Source organism: Rhodoferax sp. (genome assembly GCF_028689305.1).
In the GTDB taxonomy this organism is placed as follows: Bacteria; Pseudomonadota; Gammaproteobacteria; order Burkholderiales; family Burkholderiaceae_C; genus Rhodoferax.
In genome coordinates, this window is record NZ_JAQTWM010000059.1 from 6091 (window position 1) to 23242 (window position 17152).

General features: G+C 64.1%; 16 protein-coding genes and 1 pseudogene. 7 read left to right on the forward strand and 10 right to left on the reverse strand.

The window, feature by feature from the left end:
• A partial coding sequence (locus tag PHW99_RS12370) for a DUF802 domain-containing protein (RefSeq protein ID WP_300177788.1) occupies nt 1-1143 on the reverse strand: 1143 nt, incomplete at its 3' end.
• On the reverse strand, nt 1140-1913 hold the full coding sequence (locus PHW99_RS12375) for a DUF3348 domain-containing protein (protein WP_300177790.1): 774 nt from the start codon (nt 1911-1913) through the stop codon (nt 1140-1142). The genes PHW99_RS12375 and PHW99_RS12370, both read right to left, overlap by 4 nt.
• Nucleotides 1914-2245: 332 nt before the next feature.
• Between PHW99_RS12375 and PHW99_RS12380 the strand changes: the two genes are divergently transcribed.
• Entirely contained in the window at nt 2246-2524 is a 279-nt protein-coding gene (locus PHW99_RS12380) for a hypothetical protein (protein ID WP_300177793.1), read from the forward strand.
• 9 nt (nt 2525-2533) lie between these two features.
• Here the strand turns inward: PHW99_RS12380 and PHW99_RS12385 are convergent, their stop codons facing one another.
• Entirely contained in the window at nt 2534-3943 is a 1410-nt protein-coding gene (locus PHW99_RS12385) for a sigma 54-interacting transcriptional regulator (RefSeq protein ID WP_300177796.1), read from the reverse strand.
• 140 nt (nt 3944-4083) lie between these two features.
• Here PHW99_RS12385 and PHW99_RS12390 point away from each other — a divergent pair, with 140 nt between their 5' ends.
• Genes PHW99_RS12390 through PHW99_RS12400 form a run of 3 tightly spaced genes read left to right on the forward strand, consistent with a single transcriptional unit; the run spans nt 4084 to nt 7198 of the window.
• The gene (locus PHW99_RS12390) at nt 4084-5676 is read left to right on the forward strand and encodes an AMP-binding protein (RefSeq protein WP_300177799.1); all 1593 of its coding nucleotides are present in this window, start codon (nt 4084-4086) and stop codon (nt 5674-5676) included.
• A gap of 54 nt (nt 5677-5730) precedes the next feature.
• The gene (locus tag PHW99_RS12395; RefSeq protein ID WP_300177802.1) at nt 5731-6492 is read left to right on the forward strand and encodes an enoyl-CoA hydratase/isomerase family protein; all 762 of its coding nucleotides are present in this window, start codon (nt 5731-5733) and stop codon (nt 6490-6492) included.
• Nucleotides 6493-6532: 40 nt separating this feature from the next.
• The gene (locus PHW99_RS12400; protein WP_300177805.1) at nt 6533-7198 is read left to right on the forward strand and encodes a glutathione S-transferase family protein; all 666 of its coding nucleotides are present in this window, start codon (nt 6533-6535) and stop codon (nt 7196-7198) included.
• Between the two features lie 56 nt (nt 7199-7254).
• Here PHW99_RS12400 and hutI read toward each other — a convergent pair whose 3' ends face one another.
• The 3 genes from hutI to hutU all read right to left on the reverse strand — a co-directional run bounded on the left by hutI (nt 7255) and on the right by hutU (nt 11858).
• A complete protein-coding gene (gene hutI, locus PHW99_RS12405) occupies nt 7255-8469 on the reverse strand; it encodes an imidazolonepropionase (protein WP_300177809.1) in 1215 nt (404 codons plus the stop codon).
• 130 nt (nt 8470-8599) lie between these two features.
• The gene (hutH, locus tag PHW99_RS12410; protein WP_300177812.1) at nt 8600-10150 is read right to left on the reverse strand and encodes a histidine ammonia-lyase; all 1551 of its coding nucleotides are present in this window, start codon (nt 10148-10150) and stop codon (nt 8600-8602) included.
• 1 nt (nt 10151) lies between these two features.
• A complete protein-coding gene (hutU, locus tag PHW99_RS12415) occupies nt 10152-11858 on the reverse strand; it encodes a urocanate hydratase (RefSeq protein ID WP_300177814.1) in 1707 nt (568 codons plus the stop codon).
• 133 nt (nt 11859-11991) lie between these two features.
• Here hutU and hutC point away from each other — a divergent pair, with 133 nt between their 5' ends.
• Both hutC and PHW99_RS12425 read left to right on the forward strand, forming a co-directional pair.
• The gene (gene hutC, locus PHW99_RS12420) at nt 11992-12702 is read left to right on the forward strand and encodes a histidine utilization repressor (RefSeq protein WP_300177817.1); all 711 of its coding nucleotides are present in this window, start codon (nt 11992-11994) and stop codon (nt 12700-12702) included.
• Nucleotides 12703-12709: 7 nt separating this feature from the next.
• Nucleotides 12710-13381, forward strand: a complete 672-nt coding sequence (locus PHW99_RS12425; protein ID WP_300177820.1) for a histidine phosphatase family protein — start codon at nt 12710-12712, stop codon at nt 13379-13381.
• Nucleotides 13382-13402: 21 nt separating this feature from the next.
• Here PHW99_RS12425 and PHW99_RS12430 read toward each other — a convergent pair whose 3' ends face one another.
• Both PHW99_RS12430 and PHW99_RS12435 read right to left on the reverse strand, forming a co-directional pair.
• Nucleotides 13403-13909: an EAL domain-containing protein gene (locus PHW99_RS12430; RefSeq protein ID WP_300177825.1), complete on the reverse strand. Its 507-nt coding sequence runs from the start codon at nt 13907-13909 to the stop codon at nt 13403-13405.
• Nucleotides 13910-14322: 413 nt separating this feature from the next.
• A complete protein-coding gene (locus PHW99_RS12435) occupies nt 14323-14943 on the reverse strand; it encodes a MarC family protein (protein WP_300177828.1) in 621 nt (206 codons plus the stop codon).
• A 54-nt stretch (nt 14944-14997) separates the two neighbouring features.
• On the opposite strand from PHW99_RS12435, the gene PHW99_RS12440 reads away from it, so the two are divergent.
• Complete coding sequence (locus PHW99_RS12440; protein ID WP_300177830.1) at nt 14998-15681, forward strand: dienelactone hydrolase family protein; 684 nt, start codon at nt 14998-15000, stop codon at nt 15679-15681.
• Nucleotides 15682-15697: 16 nt separating this feature from the next.
• On the opposite strand, the gene PHW99_RS12445 is transcribed toward PHW99_RS12440, so the two are convergent.
• Nucleotides 15698-16846 (reverse strand): magnesium transporter CorA family protein, encoded by a 1149-nt coding sequence (locus PHW99_RS12445; protein WP_300177833.1) that lies wholly within the window; start codon nt 16844-16846, stop codon nt 15698-15700.
• A 62-nt stretch (nt 16847-16908) separates the two neighbouring features.
• Nucleotides 16909-17152 (reverse strand): annotated as a pseudogene (locus PHW99_RS12450) (porphobilinogen synthase); the annotation flags it as partial.

The window sequence follows — 17152 nt, forward strand, 5'->3', positions numbered from 1 at the left end:
CTGGGTCTGGGCGTCGTTCACGGCGGTCATGAGCGTGTGGGAGCCTTGCTCGAATTGCCCGACCAAGGTGGTGAATGACTGCGCCATGCCCTGGACCATGCTGACGCTGGTACGTTCGTGGTTGGCCAGTGCTGCCGTCCAGGTTTCGGTGACGGTGGTGGTGGTGGCATCCAGCCGCGTGGCCAGCCCATCCAGCTGTGTCTGCGCGGTCTGGACCACCCGCTCGTGCAACCGGTTGGCCTCTTGCGCCATGCGCGTCATGGCCACTTCAATCACCGGTTTGATGCTTTCCCCCGCGACATGGGCACTTTGCCTCAGGCTGTCCTTGAGCGATTGGTCCACCGACGCGGCCAGATCACGGTAAATGCCTTTGACCTCGCGGTGGAAATGGTCCTGGTTGGAGATCAGTCGCTCGTTCAACTGCAGGCTCAGGCGCTCCATCTGCGCCATCATCGCCTGCAATTGGTCGACAACTTCAGGCATGGCCTGGGCCTGGAACTGCAAGGCCTTGTAGGTCTCCTGGCGCTGATGGGCCAGTGAAAACCCCCGCAGCGCCGTGGCGATTTTGGTGTCGAGCCAGTGTGCGGCCTGCATTCTTTCGCGGCGGCTGACGGCCGACATCAGGCCCAGCATGGCGGATGACGCAACCCCTGCCACAGAGGTGCCAAACGCCAGCCCCAGCCCCTTGATCGGTGCCGCCAGTGCTGCGCGGATCGCCTGCAGATCGGCAGAACCCTCCAGGGAAAAAGCGGCACCGTTGAGGGTGACAACCATGCCCAGAAACGTCCCCAGCATCCCCAGCATCACCAGCAAACCCACCAGATAGGGGGTGAGCGCCGGTCCGGGCAGACCCATACGTTCGCCTTCGATGCGCAAACGCACCGCGTTCTGCAGCGATGGATGTACGCCACCGAGCCATTCGTCCAGGCTCTCCAACTTGTCGGGGATCACCGCCAGTGCGGCGGCCAAGGTGGCACTGGCCTGCCGGAACTGACGTAATTCGAGGGTGCCGGCCACATAAACCGCGCCAATGATCACGGTCATCATCAACGCCAGCAGATTGGAGCCGACAAAGCCGGCGCCTACCCAGAGGATGACCAAGGCGCCCAGGCCAAAGGCGCCGGTAAAAAAGTGTTGCTTCATGGATGTGGGGTTGTCTTGTTGTTGAAGGCTTCAATCAGCCCAAGCGTTGGCTGCAGGCGCAAGTCCAGCTCTGCCAGCAATACCGTTTGCAACTCATGGCCAAAACGCGCCAACCAGGCGCCTTCATGGAGCCACAAGGCCGGGTTGTCCGCTTGTTGCCTCTCGGCCAGCGTCTGTTGGTGTGTCTTGAACAATTGCTCAAAACGCCGCTCCAGCAGCGAAGGCAGCGTGCCGAGCAATTTGTTCTCCCGCTCACTCAGGATGGCGTCGAATACGGCATCCAGACCGGCAAGCTGCCTGAGCGCGGGGGATGCCCGGGCCAACACTTCGCGCACCCGCGAACGCAGCGGGCGGATACTCAATTCCATGTCGCGTTGTCGCGCCACATGGTCGCGGCGGTAGGGTTCATAGGCGATGGCCGTATCCAGCGGGTCACCGGGTTTGAGGGCGGGCCGTTCCAGGCGTGTCCGGCCTCCCTTGGGTGTCCCGATGCGGGTGATTGAATTCACCAGACTAGTCCGTATCCGGGTGAATTCTTGGCCAATGGCCGCACTCTGGGCCGACTTTGACCCAGCGGCGGGGGCCAGTGGGCTGGTGGGGGCTGGGGCGTGTGCCGCGTGCAGGGTGATGGCGTCATTCAGGCTCAGCCACTGGCCCAGTTTTTCGGCGAAGCCGGTCTCCGGCTCGATCGCGTCCACCAAAGCCAGCTCGGTGAGCACACGGATGAGTTTGGAACCATGGAAATGTGTACGCGTTAACACTCGCGTCATGTCTGAGAATCATCCAAATCGAAAAAATGCAGGGTTGGGAGACGGCAGATTCACCCCGTTCATCCGCAGTCAGGCTTCGACAGGTTCAATCCAGCCGAACAAGCGGGGAGGGCGCCGGAAGTCACCAGCTGCTTGGGGTGAGCAGCTAAAAAACCGATGTCCGATGAACCCATCGAAACAAGGCACCGCATCTGCGGTGCTTGCATGAAGGCGGCGATTTTACTGTCACAAACAGCCCCTCGCCGCACCCGCGCTGCGGTTACCCGTTGCCGCGGGATTTCTTTCCGGACAGCGACAATAGGGGCTGATTGAGCCACCTTGTCCAGACAACCATGCCAACTGATCTGCCGCTGACCCTCAAACTGCCTGAAGGCTACACCTTTGCCGACCTCAAACTGCGCCGCTGCGGCGCAGACGCCATTGATCTGGACATGGACCTGGTCAAGCTGATCTGCACCATCAATGGCCTGGATTTTGAGAAAGTCTGCCAGAACCCTGGCCCCGTGGTGACCACGATCTTGACGATCTGGTACAAAAACCATCTCGCGCAGGGTGGTCAACCTGATGGGTTGATGGAGGAACTGAAGTCACCCCGCCAACGCGTGCATTGAGCACCCTACCTACCCGGCATCGGCACTGCTGGAGCGCACGGCGTGGCGTTCCAGCTTGATCCCGTAGCGCTTGAGCTTGGCATACAGCGTCGGCTTGGAAATACCCAGGTTGCTTGCGGCCAGGGTGACGTTGAAGCGGGCCAGTTTCAGACCCGCTTCAATGGCCTCGCGCTCGACCTCGGCCAGACGTTGGCCACCAGGGTGGCTCACCACCTCACTCGACGGTGCCGGGAGTGAGTGGCTGATGATCGGGGTGGGGTGGAGTCCGATGTCGTCAATTTCATCACCTTCCGCGAAGTGGACCCAGCGTTCCACCGCATTTTCCAGCTCGCGGACATTGCCGGGCCATGGGTGCTTTTGCATGGTGTGGATGGCTGCTCTGGAAAAACCACGCACCCGCAGGCTCAGGGCGGCGGCGTAATAGTCCAGGAAATGCTGGGCCAGTACCGGTATGTCGTCGGGCCGGTCACGCAACGGGGGCAGGGTCAGTTCGATCACATGGCAGCGGTAATACAGGTCCACCCGAAACTCCTGGCGGCTCACCATCTGCATCAGGTTCCGGTTGGAGGCGGACAACAGGCGCACATCGATCGGAATCGGGCGCGTATCACCCAGGCGCACCACTTCACGCTCCTGGATCACCCGCAACAGCTTGGCCTGAACATCCAGCGGCAGTTCGGACAGCTCATCCAGAAAAATCGTGCCGCCGCTGGCTGCCTCGAATTTTCCCGGCCGTCCTTCGCGGCGCGCGCCCGTGAAGCTGCCTGGCGCATAACCAAACAGCTCACTTTCGATCAGGTCGCGTGGCAGCGCGGCGCAGTTGATCGCGATGAACGGGCCGTCGCGGCGCGCACTTTCGTTGTGAATCGCCTGGGCCAGCACCTCCTTGCCGGTACCGCTTTCCCCCGACAACAGAATGTTGGCAGTTCCTCGGGCCGCCTTGCGCGCCGCTGAAATCACCGTCTGCAAGGCCGGGCTGTTGCCAATGATGCTGTCAAAGGTGTACCTGGCCTGATGGCCGGACAGGCGGCCGGCCAGTCGGCGGACCCGCTCGATCTCACGAAAGGTATTGATCACCGAGAGCACGCGTCCATCGTCACCCTTGACCGGCACCGCCGTGTCCATCACATGCAGCTTCAGGGTGGGTGAATCAATGATCAGCTCGCGGTCGACATAACCCTGACCGGTGTGAAACACCTGCTCCACCGCGGTGTCGAAATCCAGCAATTCCGCCAGCGGACGCCCCTGGGCAAGATGCCGTGGAATATTCAGCAAACGCGAAGCCAGGGCATTGATGTGGCGCACGACACCTCCCGGCCCCAGGACCAGGATGCCATCGGGCATGTGGTTGACCAGGGTCTGCAGCTCCTCAATCATTTGCAGCTGCTGGGCCGAGGTGGTGACAGCGGGTGTATTCATTTTTTAACGTTAATATCTTTAACGCATGGTAATGGATTGAACTGCATCAGCCACTTTTGACGGCGGTTGACAAGAGAAACCTGGGCCACGCGTGGTTGGCACGGCCCTTGCCCCTCAAGCCAGGAGAACGAAAGGAAACCATGTCATCCAGCCCCATCTGTTTCAACTTTGCGGACTCCCTGGCGGCCGAGTTACGGCGCGCCGCCGCCGAAGTTCCGGACAAGCCGTTCCTGCGCATGACCAGCGGCGAGTGGTGTTATGGCGAATTCAATGCCCTGACCGACCGTGTGGCCGCCGGCCTGCATGCCCAGGGCGTGCGCCGCGGTGACAACGTCAGCCTGATGTTGCCCAACTGCATCGAATTTGCCGTGGTGTGGTTTGCCCTGGCCAAACTGGGTGCAGTGACCGCCCCCGTCAACACCTCCTTCCGGGGCACGGTATTGACCCACGCCATCAACCTGGTTGACAGCCAATTGATGGTGGTGCATGCCACGCTGCTTGAGCCGCTGCAGGAGGTGCGCGGCCACCTCACCAGCGTGGAACAGATGGTGGTGGTGGGCGGTGATCCCCTCGAACAAGGCCTGTCTTATGACGCCTTGCTGGCCGTCGCGCCGGATCCGGCCACCTTGCCGCAACCCGAGGTCGGTTTTGCCGAACTGTGTTTGCTGCTCTACACCTCCGGCACCACCGGCCGCTCCAAGGCCGCCATGATTTCACACCGGTTTGTGCTGGCGCAGGCCCACATCACCATCCAGGGGCTTGGCCTGCGGCCGGACGATGTGTTGTATTGTCCTTACCCGATGTTCCACCTGGATGCTGCCGTGATGACCATCGCGCCAGCCCTGCTGCTGCGCGGGGTGGCCGCTATCGGCGAGAAGTTCAGCGTGTCGCGTTACTGGCAGGAGATGCGGACGTTCAAGGCCACGGTTTTTGACTTCATGGGGGCGACCATCACCATGCTCTGGAAACAGCCACCGTCAGCCGACGACCGCAACCACTGTGCGCGCCTGGGCTGGGGTGTGCCGCTGCCGGCCTGGACGCCGGAATTTGAGGCACGATTTGGCTGCCGGCTGGTGGAGCTTTATGGCCTCACCGAAGCCGGCGCCATGATTTTCACGCCGCAGAACGAGCCGCGCCGCCTTGGCGCCTGCGGCAAACCCATCGGGCCTTTTGAGGTCAGCCTACTGGACGAGGATGGTTTTGAGGTCCCCGTTGGCCAGCCCGGAGAACTGGTCATCCGGCCGCAGGCGCCATCGCTGATCATGCAGGGCTATTACGGCATGCCGCAGGCCACCCTGGAAGCGTTTCGCAACCTCTGGTTTCACACCGGCGACGTGCTCAGGCGCGACGCGGACGGGTTTTTGTATTTTGTGGGCCGGCGCAAGGACATGGTGCGTCGGCGCGGGGAAAACATCTCGGCCGCTGAAGTGGAAATGGTGATTGAAACCCACCCGCAGGTGCTGGCGTGCGCCGTCATTGGTGTGCCCAGCGACATGACCGAGGAAGAGGTGATGGCCTGTGTCGTGCTGCGCCCGGGCGCCACGCTGGATGCCCCCGGCCTGGCCGACTATTGCGCCACAAACATGGCGCGGTTCATGGTTCCGCGCTATGTTCGCCTGCTTGAGCAACTGCCCAAGACCCCGACGGACAAGGTCGAAAAGTTTCGCTTGCAGCAAGACGGCGTCACCGCCGACACCTGGGACCGGGAAAAACCTGGCCAGCCAGGGCGGTGATGCCACCCCCCACAATTTTTCAGAAACAGCCGTTCAGCAACCGAAGGAAAACCGATGACATTTGCCCAACTCAGCACCCACGGACGCGTCAGCGTCGTCACCCTCAACCGGCCAGAACGGCTCAACGCCATTGGCGGTCAACTGCTGCTGGACCTGCACGACGCGCTGGTGCAGGCACAGAACGATCCGGGCACCGGCGCCATTGTGCTCACCGGGGCGGGCCGGGCCTTCTGCGCCGGCGACGATCTCAAGGAATTTGACCAGCAGGCCGAAAGCCCGGCGTCGATCGCCCAGCACTGTGAACGCATCCAGCAAATCACCCGCGACATCATGTTCGGCAGCAAGCTGGTGGTGGGCGCCGTGCATGGTTACGCCGTTGGGGGCGGTTTTGAATGGGTGCTCAATTGCGACATGGTGGTGGCCGCCGACAACCTGGTCTGTTTCTTCCCGGAAATGGCCTTGGGCCATTTCGTCACGGGGGCCGTCACCCATCTGCTGCCCCAGGCCCTGGGGCACCAGCGGACGATGGAGCTGATTGTCCTGGGTGAGCGGCAAAGCGCCCAGGCCCTGCTGGCGCTGGGCTTGATCAACCGGGTGGTCCCCCATGAGGTGATGCTGACGCAGGCCATCGAGCTGGCCGAGCAGGTTGCCTCGCGCTCTGCGGGTGCCACGGGGCGACTCAAGCGGGTTCTGAACAGCCAGCTGCAGCATCAGCTGGCCGCAGCGCTGGCGCTTGAGCAACAATCGGCCATGGCCTGTTTTGCCGACGCCGACACCGCGCAACGTGTGCAGCGTTTCACCGCCAAGCGGCTGTAATCCATGCCTGGTCCCTTCCGGGCAGCCACTTCATCCCGTCATGATCACCCTGTTTCATTGCATGAGTGCCCGCTCCTTCCGTCCGCTGTGGACGCTGGAGGAGCTTGGCTTGCCCTACACCCTGCAGATGCTGCCTTTCCCGCCACGTGTGCTGGCCCGGGAATTCATGAAAGTCAACGCACTTGGCACCGTACCGGCCCTGGTGGACGGGGACGTCACGCTGACCGAGTCCGCGGCGATGTGCCACTACCTGGCCACGCGCGACGGTCCGACTGACTTGGCGATTGAGCCGGGGCAGCCGCACTACGGCCCGTTTCTGAACTGGCTGCATTTTGGCGAAGCCACGCTGACCTTTCCCCAGACCCTGATCCTGCGGTATGGGCGTTTTGAGCCGCCAGAAAGACGCCAGCCTCAGGTGGTGGATGATTACCGCAAGTGGTTTCTGGCGCGCCTGAAGGGCATCAACGCGCCGCTGGACGGCCAGCCTTACCTGTGCGGCGAGCAGTTCACCGTGGCCGATATCTCGGTCGGTTATGCCCTGATGCTGGCGGACCACCTTGGGCTGGCCGACAGTTTTCCGCCCGCCGTTCTGGCCTATTGGCAGCGCCTGCAGGGCAGGGCGGGATACCGCCAGGCGCTGGCAGTCGAATCACAGACAGCGCAAGCGCAAGGCGTGCCGCCAACACCGGCGCCACTGGCAGGCTGAGGTCCTGACCCAAAATCCATCGGTTTTAAATGTGCCGTCAAGCATCAAACACCACACTAGCGCGGCTGACCGTTGAACACGGTCTGGACACAGGGGTTGGCTCCCAGCGCATAACAGAGCTGGGCCGGGCTGTGCACGTCCCACAGCACAAAGTCTGCCCGCTGGCCGGCAGCCAGCACACCCCGGTCGGGCAGCCCCAGCGCCTGCGCGGCGTGGCGGGTCACGCCGGCCAGCGCCTCCTCGGGGGTCAGACGAAACAGCGTGCAGGCCATGTTGAGCATCAGCAGCAGCGAGGTACACGGCGAGCTGCCGGGGTTGCAGTCGGTGGCGATGGCGATGGGCACGTGATGGTGGCGCAGCAAATCCACTGGCGGCAGTTTTGTCTCGCGCAAAAAGTAATACGCGCCCGGCAGCAACACCGCCACGGTGCCGGCTGCGGCCATGGCGCTGGCCCCGGCCGCTGACAACCATTCCAGGTGGTCACAACTCAAGGCGCCATGAGCGGCAGCCAGGGTCGCGCCGCCGCTGTCACTGAGCTGCTCGGCGTGTAACTTGACCGGCAGGCCCAGCGCCCGGGCCGCCTCAAACACCCGGGCCACCTGCGCCGGGCTGAAGGCGATGGACTCACAAAACGCATCCACCGCGTCCACCAGACCGGCTTCATGCAGCCGTGGCAGCATGGCCAGCACGGCATCCACATAGTCGTCCGCCCGTCCGGCAAATTCGGGCGGCACCGCGTGGGCGCCCAGGAAGGTGGTACGCACGTCCACCGGGTGCGACCGGCCCAGCGCCCGGGCCACCTGCAGGCATTTGTGTTCCTGCGCCAATGCCAGGCCGTAGCCGGATTTGATCTCCACGGTGGTGACGCCCTCGGCCAGCAGGTGTTTCAGCCGCACCGTGCTTTGGGCCGTGAGCGCCTCGGGCGTGGCCGCGCGCGTGGCCTGCACGGTGGCGTTGATGCCGCCGCCGCGCCGGGCGATCTCCTGGTAGCTGGCGCCATGCAGGCGCGCTTCGAATTCATGCGCCCGGTCGCCGCCATACACCAGATGGGTGTGGCAGTCGATCAGCCCGGGCGTGACCAGCGCCCCGCCGCAGTCGTGCTGCGCGCTGCAGCGTTTGCGCAGCGCCGCAGGCAAGTCCCGGCGCGGGCCAACCCAGGCCAGCTGCGTACCATCCACCACCAGCGCGCCATCGCCTATCAGGCCATAAGCCGGCGTGGTGTCGGCTTGCAGCGTGGCCAGCCGGCAGTGGGTCCACAGGCTCAGGCTCATGTGTGGCGCACCTGGCTCAGGGTAGCGGCGGTGATGGACTCAATATTCATGATAAAAATGCACTCTAGCCCGCGTATTGATTGCTGTTATAGCTATATTAAATATAGCATTTGGATGGCGCCAGCCTGGTCTATTCCGCCAGCCACAGGGGTGGCAGGCCGGGCAGGCTGCGCAAGATCCGGGTCAGTGCGCCGTTGCGCACCAGCAGCGCGGCGTGCTCGATGTCCGGCGCCAGGTAACGGTCCTGCGTGATGGCCGGTACCTGCTTGCGCAGCAGCGCATGGGCCTGCTCCAGCGCTGGCGAGCTGTTCAGCGGGCGCAAAAACTCGATGCCCTGGGCGGCGGCCAGCAGCTCAACCCCCAGGATGTTGGCGGTGTTGCTGATCATGGCCTGCAGGCGCCGGGCGGCAAAGGTGGCCATCGACACATGGTCTTCCTGGTTGGCGCTGGTGGGCAGGCTGTCCACACTGGCCGGGTGGGCCAGCGATTTGTTTTCCGAGGCCAGGGAGGCGGCGGTGACATGGGCAATCATGAAACCGCTGTTGAGCCCGGCGTCGGCCGTCAGGAACGGCGGCAGGCGCGACACGCTGCTGTCAATCAGCATGGCAATACGCCGCTCGGCAATGGCCCCGACTTCGGCCACCGCCAGCGCCATGCCGTCGGCGGCCAGCGCCACCGGTTCAGCGTGGAAGTTGCCACCCGAGAGCATGACGCCGTCTTCGGCAAACACCAGCGGGTTGTCGGTCACGGCGTTGGCTTCGCGCACCAGCACCCGGGCGCTGTGGCGCAGCTGGTCCAGGCAGGCGCCCACCACTTGGGGCTGGCAGCGCAGGCAGTACGGGTCTTGCACGCGGTCGTCCCCACTGCGGTGCGAGTTGCGGATGTCGCTGCCGCGCAGCAGCGTGCGGTAATACTGCGCCACGTCGATTTGCCCGGGCTGGCCGCGCAGCTGGTGGATACGCGGATCAAACGGGCCGTCGCTGCCGCGGGCGGCGTCGATCGTCAGCGCGCCAATCACCAGCGCCGATTCCAGCACCGGCTCAAAACTCAGCAGCGCATGCAGGGCCAGCGCGGTCGAGGTCTGGGTGCCGTTGATCAGCGCCAGCCCCTCCTTGGGGCCGAGTTGCAGCGGTGTGATGCCGGCCTGGCGCAGCGCCTGGGCTGCGGCCATGCGTTTGCCGTCCCTGAGCATGTCCCCTTCACCGATCAGCGCCAGCGTCATGTGCGCCAGCGGGGCCAGGTCGCCGCTGGCGCCGACCGACCCCTGCGACGGCACATACGGCACCAGCCCGGCGTTGTGCACAGCCAGCAGGGTGTCAATCACCACCTCGCGCACGCCGGAATAACCGCGTGCCAGGCTGGCGGCCTTGAGCGCCATCATCACCCGCATGATCTCTGGCGCCAGCGGCTCACCCACACCCACGCTGTGCGAGCGGATCAGGTTGAGCTGCAGTGTCGCCAGCTCGGCCTTGCTGATGCGCTGGTTGGCCAGCTTGCCAAAGCCGGTGTTCACGCCATACACCGGCGCGTCACCATCTGCGGCGTTTTGCACCACCTGCTGGCTGGCGCGGATGAGTTCACGCGAGGTCTCGGGCAGGCTGAGCTGGACCACATCGGCGTGGATCGCCTGGATTTGCGCCAGCGTCAGCTGGCCGGGTTCGATACATAAGGTGGTCAACATCTCACAGTCCTTTCATGGGCAGGTTCATGCCGTGTTCCCGGGCGCATTGTTCCGCCATGTCATAACCGGCATCGGCGTGACGCATGACACCGGTGGCGGGGTCGTTCCACAGCACCCGTGCCAGCTTGTCGGCGGCTTCCTCGGTGCCATCGGCCACGATCACCACGCCGGCGTGTTGTGAGTAGCCCATGCCCACCCCGCCGCCATGGTGCAGGCTGACCCAGGTGGCGCCGCTGGCGGTGTTGAGCAGGGCATTGAGCAGCGGCCAGTCGCTGACCGCATCGCTGCCGTCCAGCATCGCCTCGGTCTCGCGGTTGGGGCTGGCCACCGAGCCGCTGTCCAGATGGTCGCGGCCAATGACGATCGGGCCTTTGAGCTCGCCGCTTCTCACCATCTCGTTGAAGGCCAGCCCGGCCAGATGGCGCTCTCCCAGGCCGATCCAGCAGATGCGCGCGGGCAGGCCCTGGAAGGCGATGCGCTCACTGGCCATGTCCAGCCAGCGGTGCAGGTGGGTGTTGTGCGGGAACAGCGCCTTCATCCTGGCGTCGGTCTTGCGGATGTCTTGCGGGTCACCCGAGAGCGCCACCCAGCGGAACGGCCCGACGCCACGGCAAAACAGCGGGCGCACATAAGCCGGCACAAAGCCGGGGTAGTCAAAGGCATTGGCCACACCAAAGTCCTTGGCCACCTGGCGCAGGTTGTTGCCATAGTCCACCGTCGGAATGCCCATGGTGTGGAAGTCGAGCATGGCCTGCACATGCAGCGCGCACGACTCGCCAGCGGCCTGGGTCAACTCGGCGTGCTGCGCCGGATCTTGCTGCGCAGCCTTCCACTGTGCCACGCTCCAGCCACGCGGCAGGTAGCCGTGCACCAGGTCGTGGGCTGAGGTCTGGTCGGTGACGATGTCGGGGCGCAGGTTACCGGCCTGGGCGCGGCGCACCAGCTCGGGCACGATGTCGGCGGCGTTGCCGCACAGGGTGATGGACACCGCCTTCTTCGCCGCGGTGTACTTGGCGATGCGTGCCAGCGCGTCGTCCAGATCGGTCGCTTGTTCATCCACATAACGGGTGCGCAGGCGGAAGTCGATGCTGGACTGCTGGCACTCGATGGTGAGCGAAGACGCTCCGGCGAAAGTGGCCGCCAGCGGCTGGGCGCCGCCCATGCCGCCCAAACCTGCAGTCAGCACCCAGCGCCCGGCCAGACTGCCGCCGTAGTGCTGGCGGCCAGCTTCGGCAAAAGTCTCATACGTGCCTTGCACGATGCCCTGTGAGCCGATGTAGATCCAGCTGCCCGCCGTCATCTGGCCATACATCATCAGGCCCTTGCGGTCGAGTTCGTTGAAGTGTTCCCAGGTGGCCCATTTGGGCACCAGGTTGGAATTGGCGATCAGCACACGGGGCGCGCCCTCGTGGGTGCGGAACACGCCCACCGGCTTGCCCGACTGCACCAGCAGCGTCTCGTTGGGTTTGAGTTTGCGCAGGGTGTCCAGCATGGCTTCAAAACACGGCCAGTTGCGCGCCGCTTTGCCAATGCCACCGTAGACCACCAGCGCATCGGGGTTTTCGGCGACCTCGGGGTCCAGGTTGTTTTGCAGCATGCGGTAGGCGGCTTCGATCTGCCAGTTGGCGCAGCTCAGTTCACTCCCCAGCGGGGCGCGCACCACACGGGCCTGGCTCTGGGCAAATGGGGGATGGGTGTGATCGGTCATGGGGTCACCTTGGGGTTGTGGTTTGATTCGTGGCGTAATTGTATATACAACTTGAAAAACTCTGCAAGCCCATGGATGCGATAATTTTTTGCGCCTCTGGATGAGCGCGTTTTTTTCGACTCAATGGACCACCATGCCCACCACCACCCTGCCTGCTTACGAGCAGGTCAAAGCTTTTGTCAAGGCGCAGATCAACAGCGGTACCTGGCGTCCGGGCGACGCGGTGCCCAGCGAAGCCGCGCTGCAGCAGCAATTTGGCGTCAGCCGCATGACGGTCAACCGTGCTGTCAAGGAGCTGGCGGTGGAAGGTGTGGTGAGCCGGGTGCAAGGCTCGGGCACGGTCGTGGCGCAACTGCACCGCATTTCCAGCACCCTGGCCATCCGCGACATCCATGAGGAAATCCTGGAACGCGGACACACCCACACCACCCGTGTGCTGACCCTGGAAACCGTGCGGGCTGACGTTGCGCTGGCGCGCGTCTTCAAGCTGCGCACCGGTGCCCGGATGTTCCATTCCGTCATGGTGCATGAGGAAAACGGGGTGCCCATCCAGCTGGAAGACCGGCATGTCAACCCGGTGGCTGCCCCGGACTATCTGGCGGTGGATTTTTCCACCATCACCCCCACCCATTACCTGCTGGAGCAGGCGCCCCTGACCGAGGCCAGCTACTCGATCGAAGCCACCCTGGCCAGCGCGCAAGAGGCCGGTCAGCTCGGTATCCCGCCTGGTGAACCCTGCCTGGTGATGACCCGCAGCACCATCAGCGGTCCGCATGTGGCCAGCCTGGCGCGACTGGTGTATCCGGGCCGGCGCTACAGCTTCAACGGCACCTTCCAACTCTGAACGCTCCATGGGAACACTCTATCTGGTCCGCCACGGACAGGCCTCGTTTGGCGCTGATGACTATGACCAGCTCAGTCCGCTGGGGCAGCAGCAGGCGTTGCGCCTGGGTGAGTTCTGGCGCAGCCGCGGCCAGCGGTTTGATGCCGTGCTCACGGGCACCTTGCGTCGCCACGGTCAGACGCTGGCCGGCATTGCCGAAGGTTTGCAATGTGGCCTGGACGCCTTGCAATGGCCCGGCCTGGACGAATACGACAGCGCCGCGTTGATTGCCGCCATCCGGTCTGACCTTCCGCCCGGGGCCGACACCGTCCAGCGCCGCAGCCACTATTTCCGTCTGTTGTGCAGCGCCATGGCGCAGTGGATGGCCGGCAGCATCCAGCCTGAAGGCATGCCAAGCTGGGCGGCGTTTTCGGATGGGGTCAGACAGGCGCTGGAACACATCCGCGTCAACCACGCCGGTCAGCAAGTCCTGCTGGTGTCCAGCGGCGGGCCGATTTCAACCGCCGTGGCGCAGGTGATGGGCTCGGCACCCGAAGTGGTCATCGGACTCAACATGCGCCTGCGCAACAGCGCCGTCACGGAATTCAGTTTTTCCGGCAAACGCCTGACGCTGAAAACTTTCAACACCCTGCCGCATCTCAATGAGTTGACGCAGGCCGATCACATCAGCCTGATCTGAACCCCGGCTGTTGCCCAGCGCTTACTCGGGCGCGCCAAAATAATAGCCCTGTCCGGCATCCACCTGGGCCGAGGCCAGCACCGCCAGCTGTTCCGCCCGCTCCACCTGTTGCGCGATCACCAGCACATCCAGCGAATGGGCCAGCTTCACAAACGATTGCAGCATCTCACTGGCCGACTCCACCGCCTCGATGTCCTCGATCAGCGAGCCAGTCAGCTTCACATAGTCAGGCAGCAGCTCGCGCAGCAGGTTCAGCGCCTTGGGATCCATCCCGAAATGGTCAATGCCAAACTTGCCGCCATGGCTGCGCACCAGATCCCGGCACCGCTGCGTCGCAGCCAGATTGCGCACGGCGCCAAATTCCGACACCTCAATGGCCAGCCGACGGCTGTTCTCGCCCAAGACACCCAGCCGCGCCGCCAGCCAGTCCATGAAGTCCTGATCAACCAGACTCTGCGGCGACAGATTGATGGCCACGGCCTCCTGCTCAGCCGGGCTGCCCTTGAGGTACTCAAAAGCCAGTGTCACGATGGCACAATATCCTTCCGTGCATGCCGTATGAGCGGGTGTTCAACACCCCCCGGGTGATGCAGCGCACCAACTATCAGCGCTTGTTGATGGAAGGGCTGCATGCCACCAACCGGTGGGAAACGCTGCCAGCACCGGGGTGTGAGGTCGACAGCGCTCGACAGCGCTGAGATGGTGGTCACCCTGGAAGAAGCCATTCGCCGTGGCCGCATGGTAGACCCCGGCACCCGCAACCCACTGGGCATATTGCGCGGATTGGGCTTGCTGGTGCAGGGCGACCAATTGTCCCGTGCGGCAGTGGCTTTGTTCTGCAAGGACGATGTGGTGCTGCCTGCCTTCCCACAGTTGAATCTGAGCCTTGCACGCTTTTTGATTGATTGGCCGCCCGTGACCAGCACTGACCTTGCCCAGCCTCACCGCCCCAGCGCCGGGAACAGCTTGATCAGCCCGTCGGACATCACCTCCACGGCCAGCGCGGCCAGGATCAGGCCCATCAGCCGGGTCATGACGTTGATGCCGGTTTTGCCCAGGCCGCGGGCAATGGGCTGCGCCAGTGAAAAGCACAGCGCGGTGGCCAGGGCGATGACCACGCCGTAGCCGACCAGGGTGGTCAACTGAAAAACGGTTTTGGCCTTGTCAGCGTAAATCACCACGGTGGACATGGTGGCCGGGCCGGTCAGCAGCGGGATGGTCAGCGGCACCACGGCAATGCTGGCGCGGGCGGCGGCGTCGTGCATTTCTTCCTCGTTGGACTTGGCTTCAGCCGGCTGGGCATTGAGCATGGCCAGCGCCGAGGTCAGCAGCAGCATGCCGCCACCGACCTGGAAGCTGGCCAGCGAGATGCCAAAAAACTCCAGGATGTGCAGCCCCATCAGGGCGCTGATGGCAATGACGACAAAGGCGCTGAAGGAGGAGATCAGAATCGTGCGGCGCCGTTGTTCGTCGGTGAAGTCTTGTGTGTAGTGGATGAAAAACGGCACGATGGCCAGCGGGTTGACGATGGCCAGCAGGGTGACAAGGGGTTTAAAGTCCATGGGGGCATGTTAGCCGCTGGCACTCGCCCATTCAACAGATAACTGGACAGACCGATGACGAATTGCATTGAATTGACCGCCGCCGACGGGTTTTGTTTTCCGGCGCTGCTGCTGCGCCCCGAGGCGCCGCCGCGTGGGGCGGTGGTGTTGCTGCAGGAGATTTTTGGCGTCAATGCCCACATGCGCGCCGTGGCGGCTGACATTGCCGCGCAGGGGTATCTGGTGCTGGCGCCCAGCACCTTTCACCGGGTCAAACCCGGGGTGGAGATGGGCTACACGCCCGAGGAGATTGCGGCGGGTGTGGCGCTGAAGGCGGCGGTGGAGGCCTTGCCGTCCCCAGGTGTGCTGCAAGACGTGCAGGCCGCTGTGGACTACGCCGCCGGCGCGGGCAAGGTGGCGGTGCTGGGGTATTGCTGGGGTGGCTTGCTGGCCTGGCGTGCCGCGTGCCTGTTGTCGGGCGTGAGTGCGGCGGTGCCGTATTACGGGGGTGGCATGACGCAGCCCGCCGAGCTGGCGCGCACGCCGCGTTGCCCGGTGCTGGCGCATTTTGGGGATCGGGACCATGCGATTGCGCTGGACGGGGTGAAGCAGTTCCAGCAGGCGCAGCCGGCGGTGGCGGTGCGGATTTACCCGGCGGGCCACGGTTTCAATTGTGATCACCGCGCCGCGTATGACCCCGCCGCGGCGGCGCTGGCGCAGGAGCGCACGCTGGCGTTTCTGGCCCGGCACCTGCGCTGACTGCGGGGGCGGGTGTTTAGCGCGCCGAGCGTTCCAGGTAGCGTTTGCGCCAGAAAAACAGCACCAGCCCGAGGGCGATCAGCGCCATGGCGCTGACGGCCAGCCAGAAGCCGTTGCTGCGGTGCAGCAGCGGGATGAACTCGAAGTTCATGCCAAAGATGCCGGCCATCAGGTTCAGCGGCAGGAACACCGCCGTCAGCACCGTGAGGGTGCGCATGATTTCGTTGGTGCGGTGGCTTTGGGCGTTGAAGTGGATTTGCACCGCGGCTTCGGTGTTGTGCTCCAGCTGGCGCACGTGGTGCACCATGCGTTCGATGTGTTCGAGCACGTCGCGGCTGCGCACTTGCAGCAGGTCGCGCTCATGCTGGCTTAGCGGGCCGTCGCCGTCGGGCCAGGTTTTCAGGGTTTCGATCCAGTCCTGGATGGCGGTGCGCTGGTCTTCACACAGGTCGTCGAGCTGGTGCAGCGTCTGGCGCGCATCGAGCAGGGTGCGCCAGTTGGCAAAGCGGGTTTTGGGGCTGAGTAGCTCGGTTTGCCAGTGGTCGAGCTGATGGCTGAGTTCGCGGCGCAGCGCCAGAAAGCCGTCCACCATGTGGTTGACGATGCGCAGCATCAGGTCGGCGGGGCCGGTGGGCACACCGCGGGCGCCGGCGGAGCGGCTGTCGGGTGCGGCGCCATGGCCGTTGCCGTTGGCTTCGGGTTGCGGGCTGCCCGCTGCCAGCAGCCGCTGGGTGTAGCTGTCGCGCAGCGGGCAGTCGTCCGGGTGCACGGACAGAAGCAGGCGGTCAAACACCACAAAGCCGATCGGGCTGGTGTCGATGCGCCGCAGCACCGGCGGGCCGCCGCGTTTGTCGCCGGGCTGGGGCGGGGTGGGCTTGACCTCGGCAGCGGCCACCGTCAGGCGGCGAAACACCAGCAGGTCGTATTGCGAGGTGTAGTCGTAGCGTGACGGCAGTTGCAGGTTGAGCAGGTCGGACACATGCAGGTCCACCAGTTGCACCCCGCACAGGGTTTGCAGCGCGCCTTGCAGCGCGCCCTGTTGTTGCTCGAACTCGCTGCGGCTGCAGGCCAGCCACAGGTAGCCCTGCGCTGGCCAGGCCAGTTCGCCGGGCGTCTGGGTGGGGGTTTCGGTGACGTTGGCGCCGTGGATGCTGAAGACGCGCATGGGTGACTGCTTTTATCAGGGAAATGGGGTGTTAGCCCGGATGTGGATTGCCTTGAATGCTCCTATTTTTGAAGCAGTCTGGCAGCCTCCAGGGAGAAGTAGGTCAGCACACCGTCGGCCCCGGCGCGTTTGAAGGCGAGCAGGCTTTCCAGCATGACGGCGTCGTGGTCGAGCCAGCTGTTTTGCGCGGCGGCCTTGAGCATGGCGTATTCGCCCGACACTTGGTAGGCAAAGGTCGGCACCCTGAATTCGTCTTTGACGCGGCGCACCACGTCCAGGTAGGGCATGCCGGGCTTGACCATGACC

Bases quoted from the DNA above. Each gene is read 5' to 3' on its own strand.
- PHW99_RS12425 (WP_300177820.1), top strand. From the start codon at position 12,710: ATGGGAACACTCTATCTGGTCCGCCACGGACAGGCCTCGTTTGGCGCT.
- PHW99_RS12440 (WP_300177830.1), top strand. From the start codon at position 14,998: ATGACGAATTGCATTGAATTGACCGCCGCCGACGGGTTTTGTTTTCCG.
- hutC (WP_300177817.1), top strand. From the start codon at position 11,992: ATGCCCACCACCACCCTGCCTGCTTACGAGCAGGTCAAAGCTTTTGTC.
- PHW99_RS12435 (WP_300177828.1), bottom strand. From the start codon at position 14,943: ATGGACTTTAAACCCCTTGTCACCCTGCTGGCCATCGTCAACCCGCTG.
- PHW99_RS12380 (WP_300177793.1), top strand. From the start codon at position 2,246: ATGCCAACTGATCTGCCGCTGACCCTCAAACTGCCTGAAGGCTACACC.
- PHW99_RS12400 (WP_300177805.1), top strand. From the start codon at position 6,533: ATGATCACCCTGTTTCATTGCATGAGTGCCCGCTCCTTCCGTCCGCTG.
- PHW99_RS12395 (WP_300177802.1), top strand. From the start codon at position 5,731: ATGACATTTGCCCAACTCAGCACCCACGGACGCGTCAGCGTCGTCACC.
- hutI (WP_300177809.1), bottom strand. From the start codon at position 8,469: ATGAGCCTGAGCCTGTGGACCCACTGCCGGCTGGCCACGCTGCAAGCC.
- PHW99_RS12385 (WP_300177796.1), bottom strand. From the start codon at position 3,943: ATGAATACACCCGCTGTCACCACCTCGGCCCAGCAGCTGCAAATGATT.
- hutH (WP_300177812.1), bottom strand. From the start codon at position 10,150: ATGTTGACCACCTTATGTATCGAACCCGGCCAGCTGACGCTGGCGCAA.
- PHW99_RS12445 (WP_300177833.1), bottom strand. From the start codon at position 16,846: ATGCGCGTCTTCAGCATCCACGGCGCCAACGTCACCGAAACCCCCACC.
- PHW99_RS12375 (WP_300177790.1), bottom strand. From the start codon at position 1,913: ATGACGCGAGTGTTAACGCGTACACATTTCCATGGTTCCAAACTCATC.
- hutU (WP_300177814.1), bottom strand. From the start codon at position 11,858: ATGACCGATCACACCCATCCCCCATTTGCCCAGAGCCAGGCCCGTGTG.
- PHW99_RS12390 (WP_300177799.1), top strand. From the start codon at position 4,084: ATGTCATCCAGCCCCATCTGTTTCAACTTTGCGGACTCCCTGGCGGCC.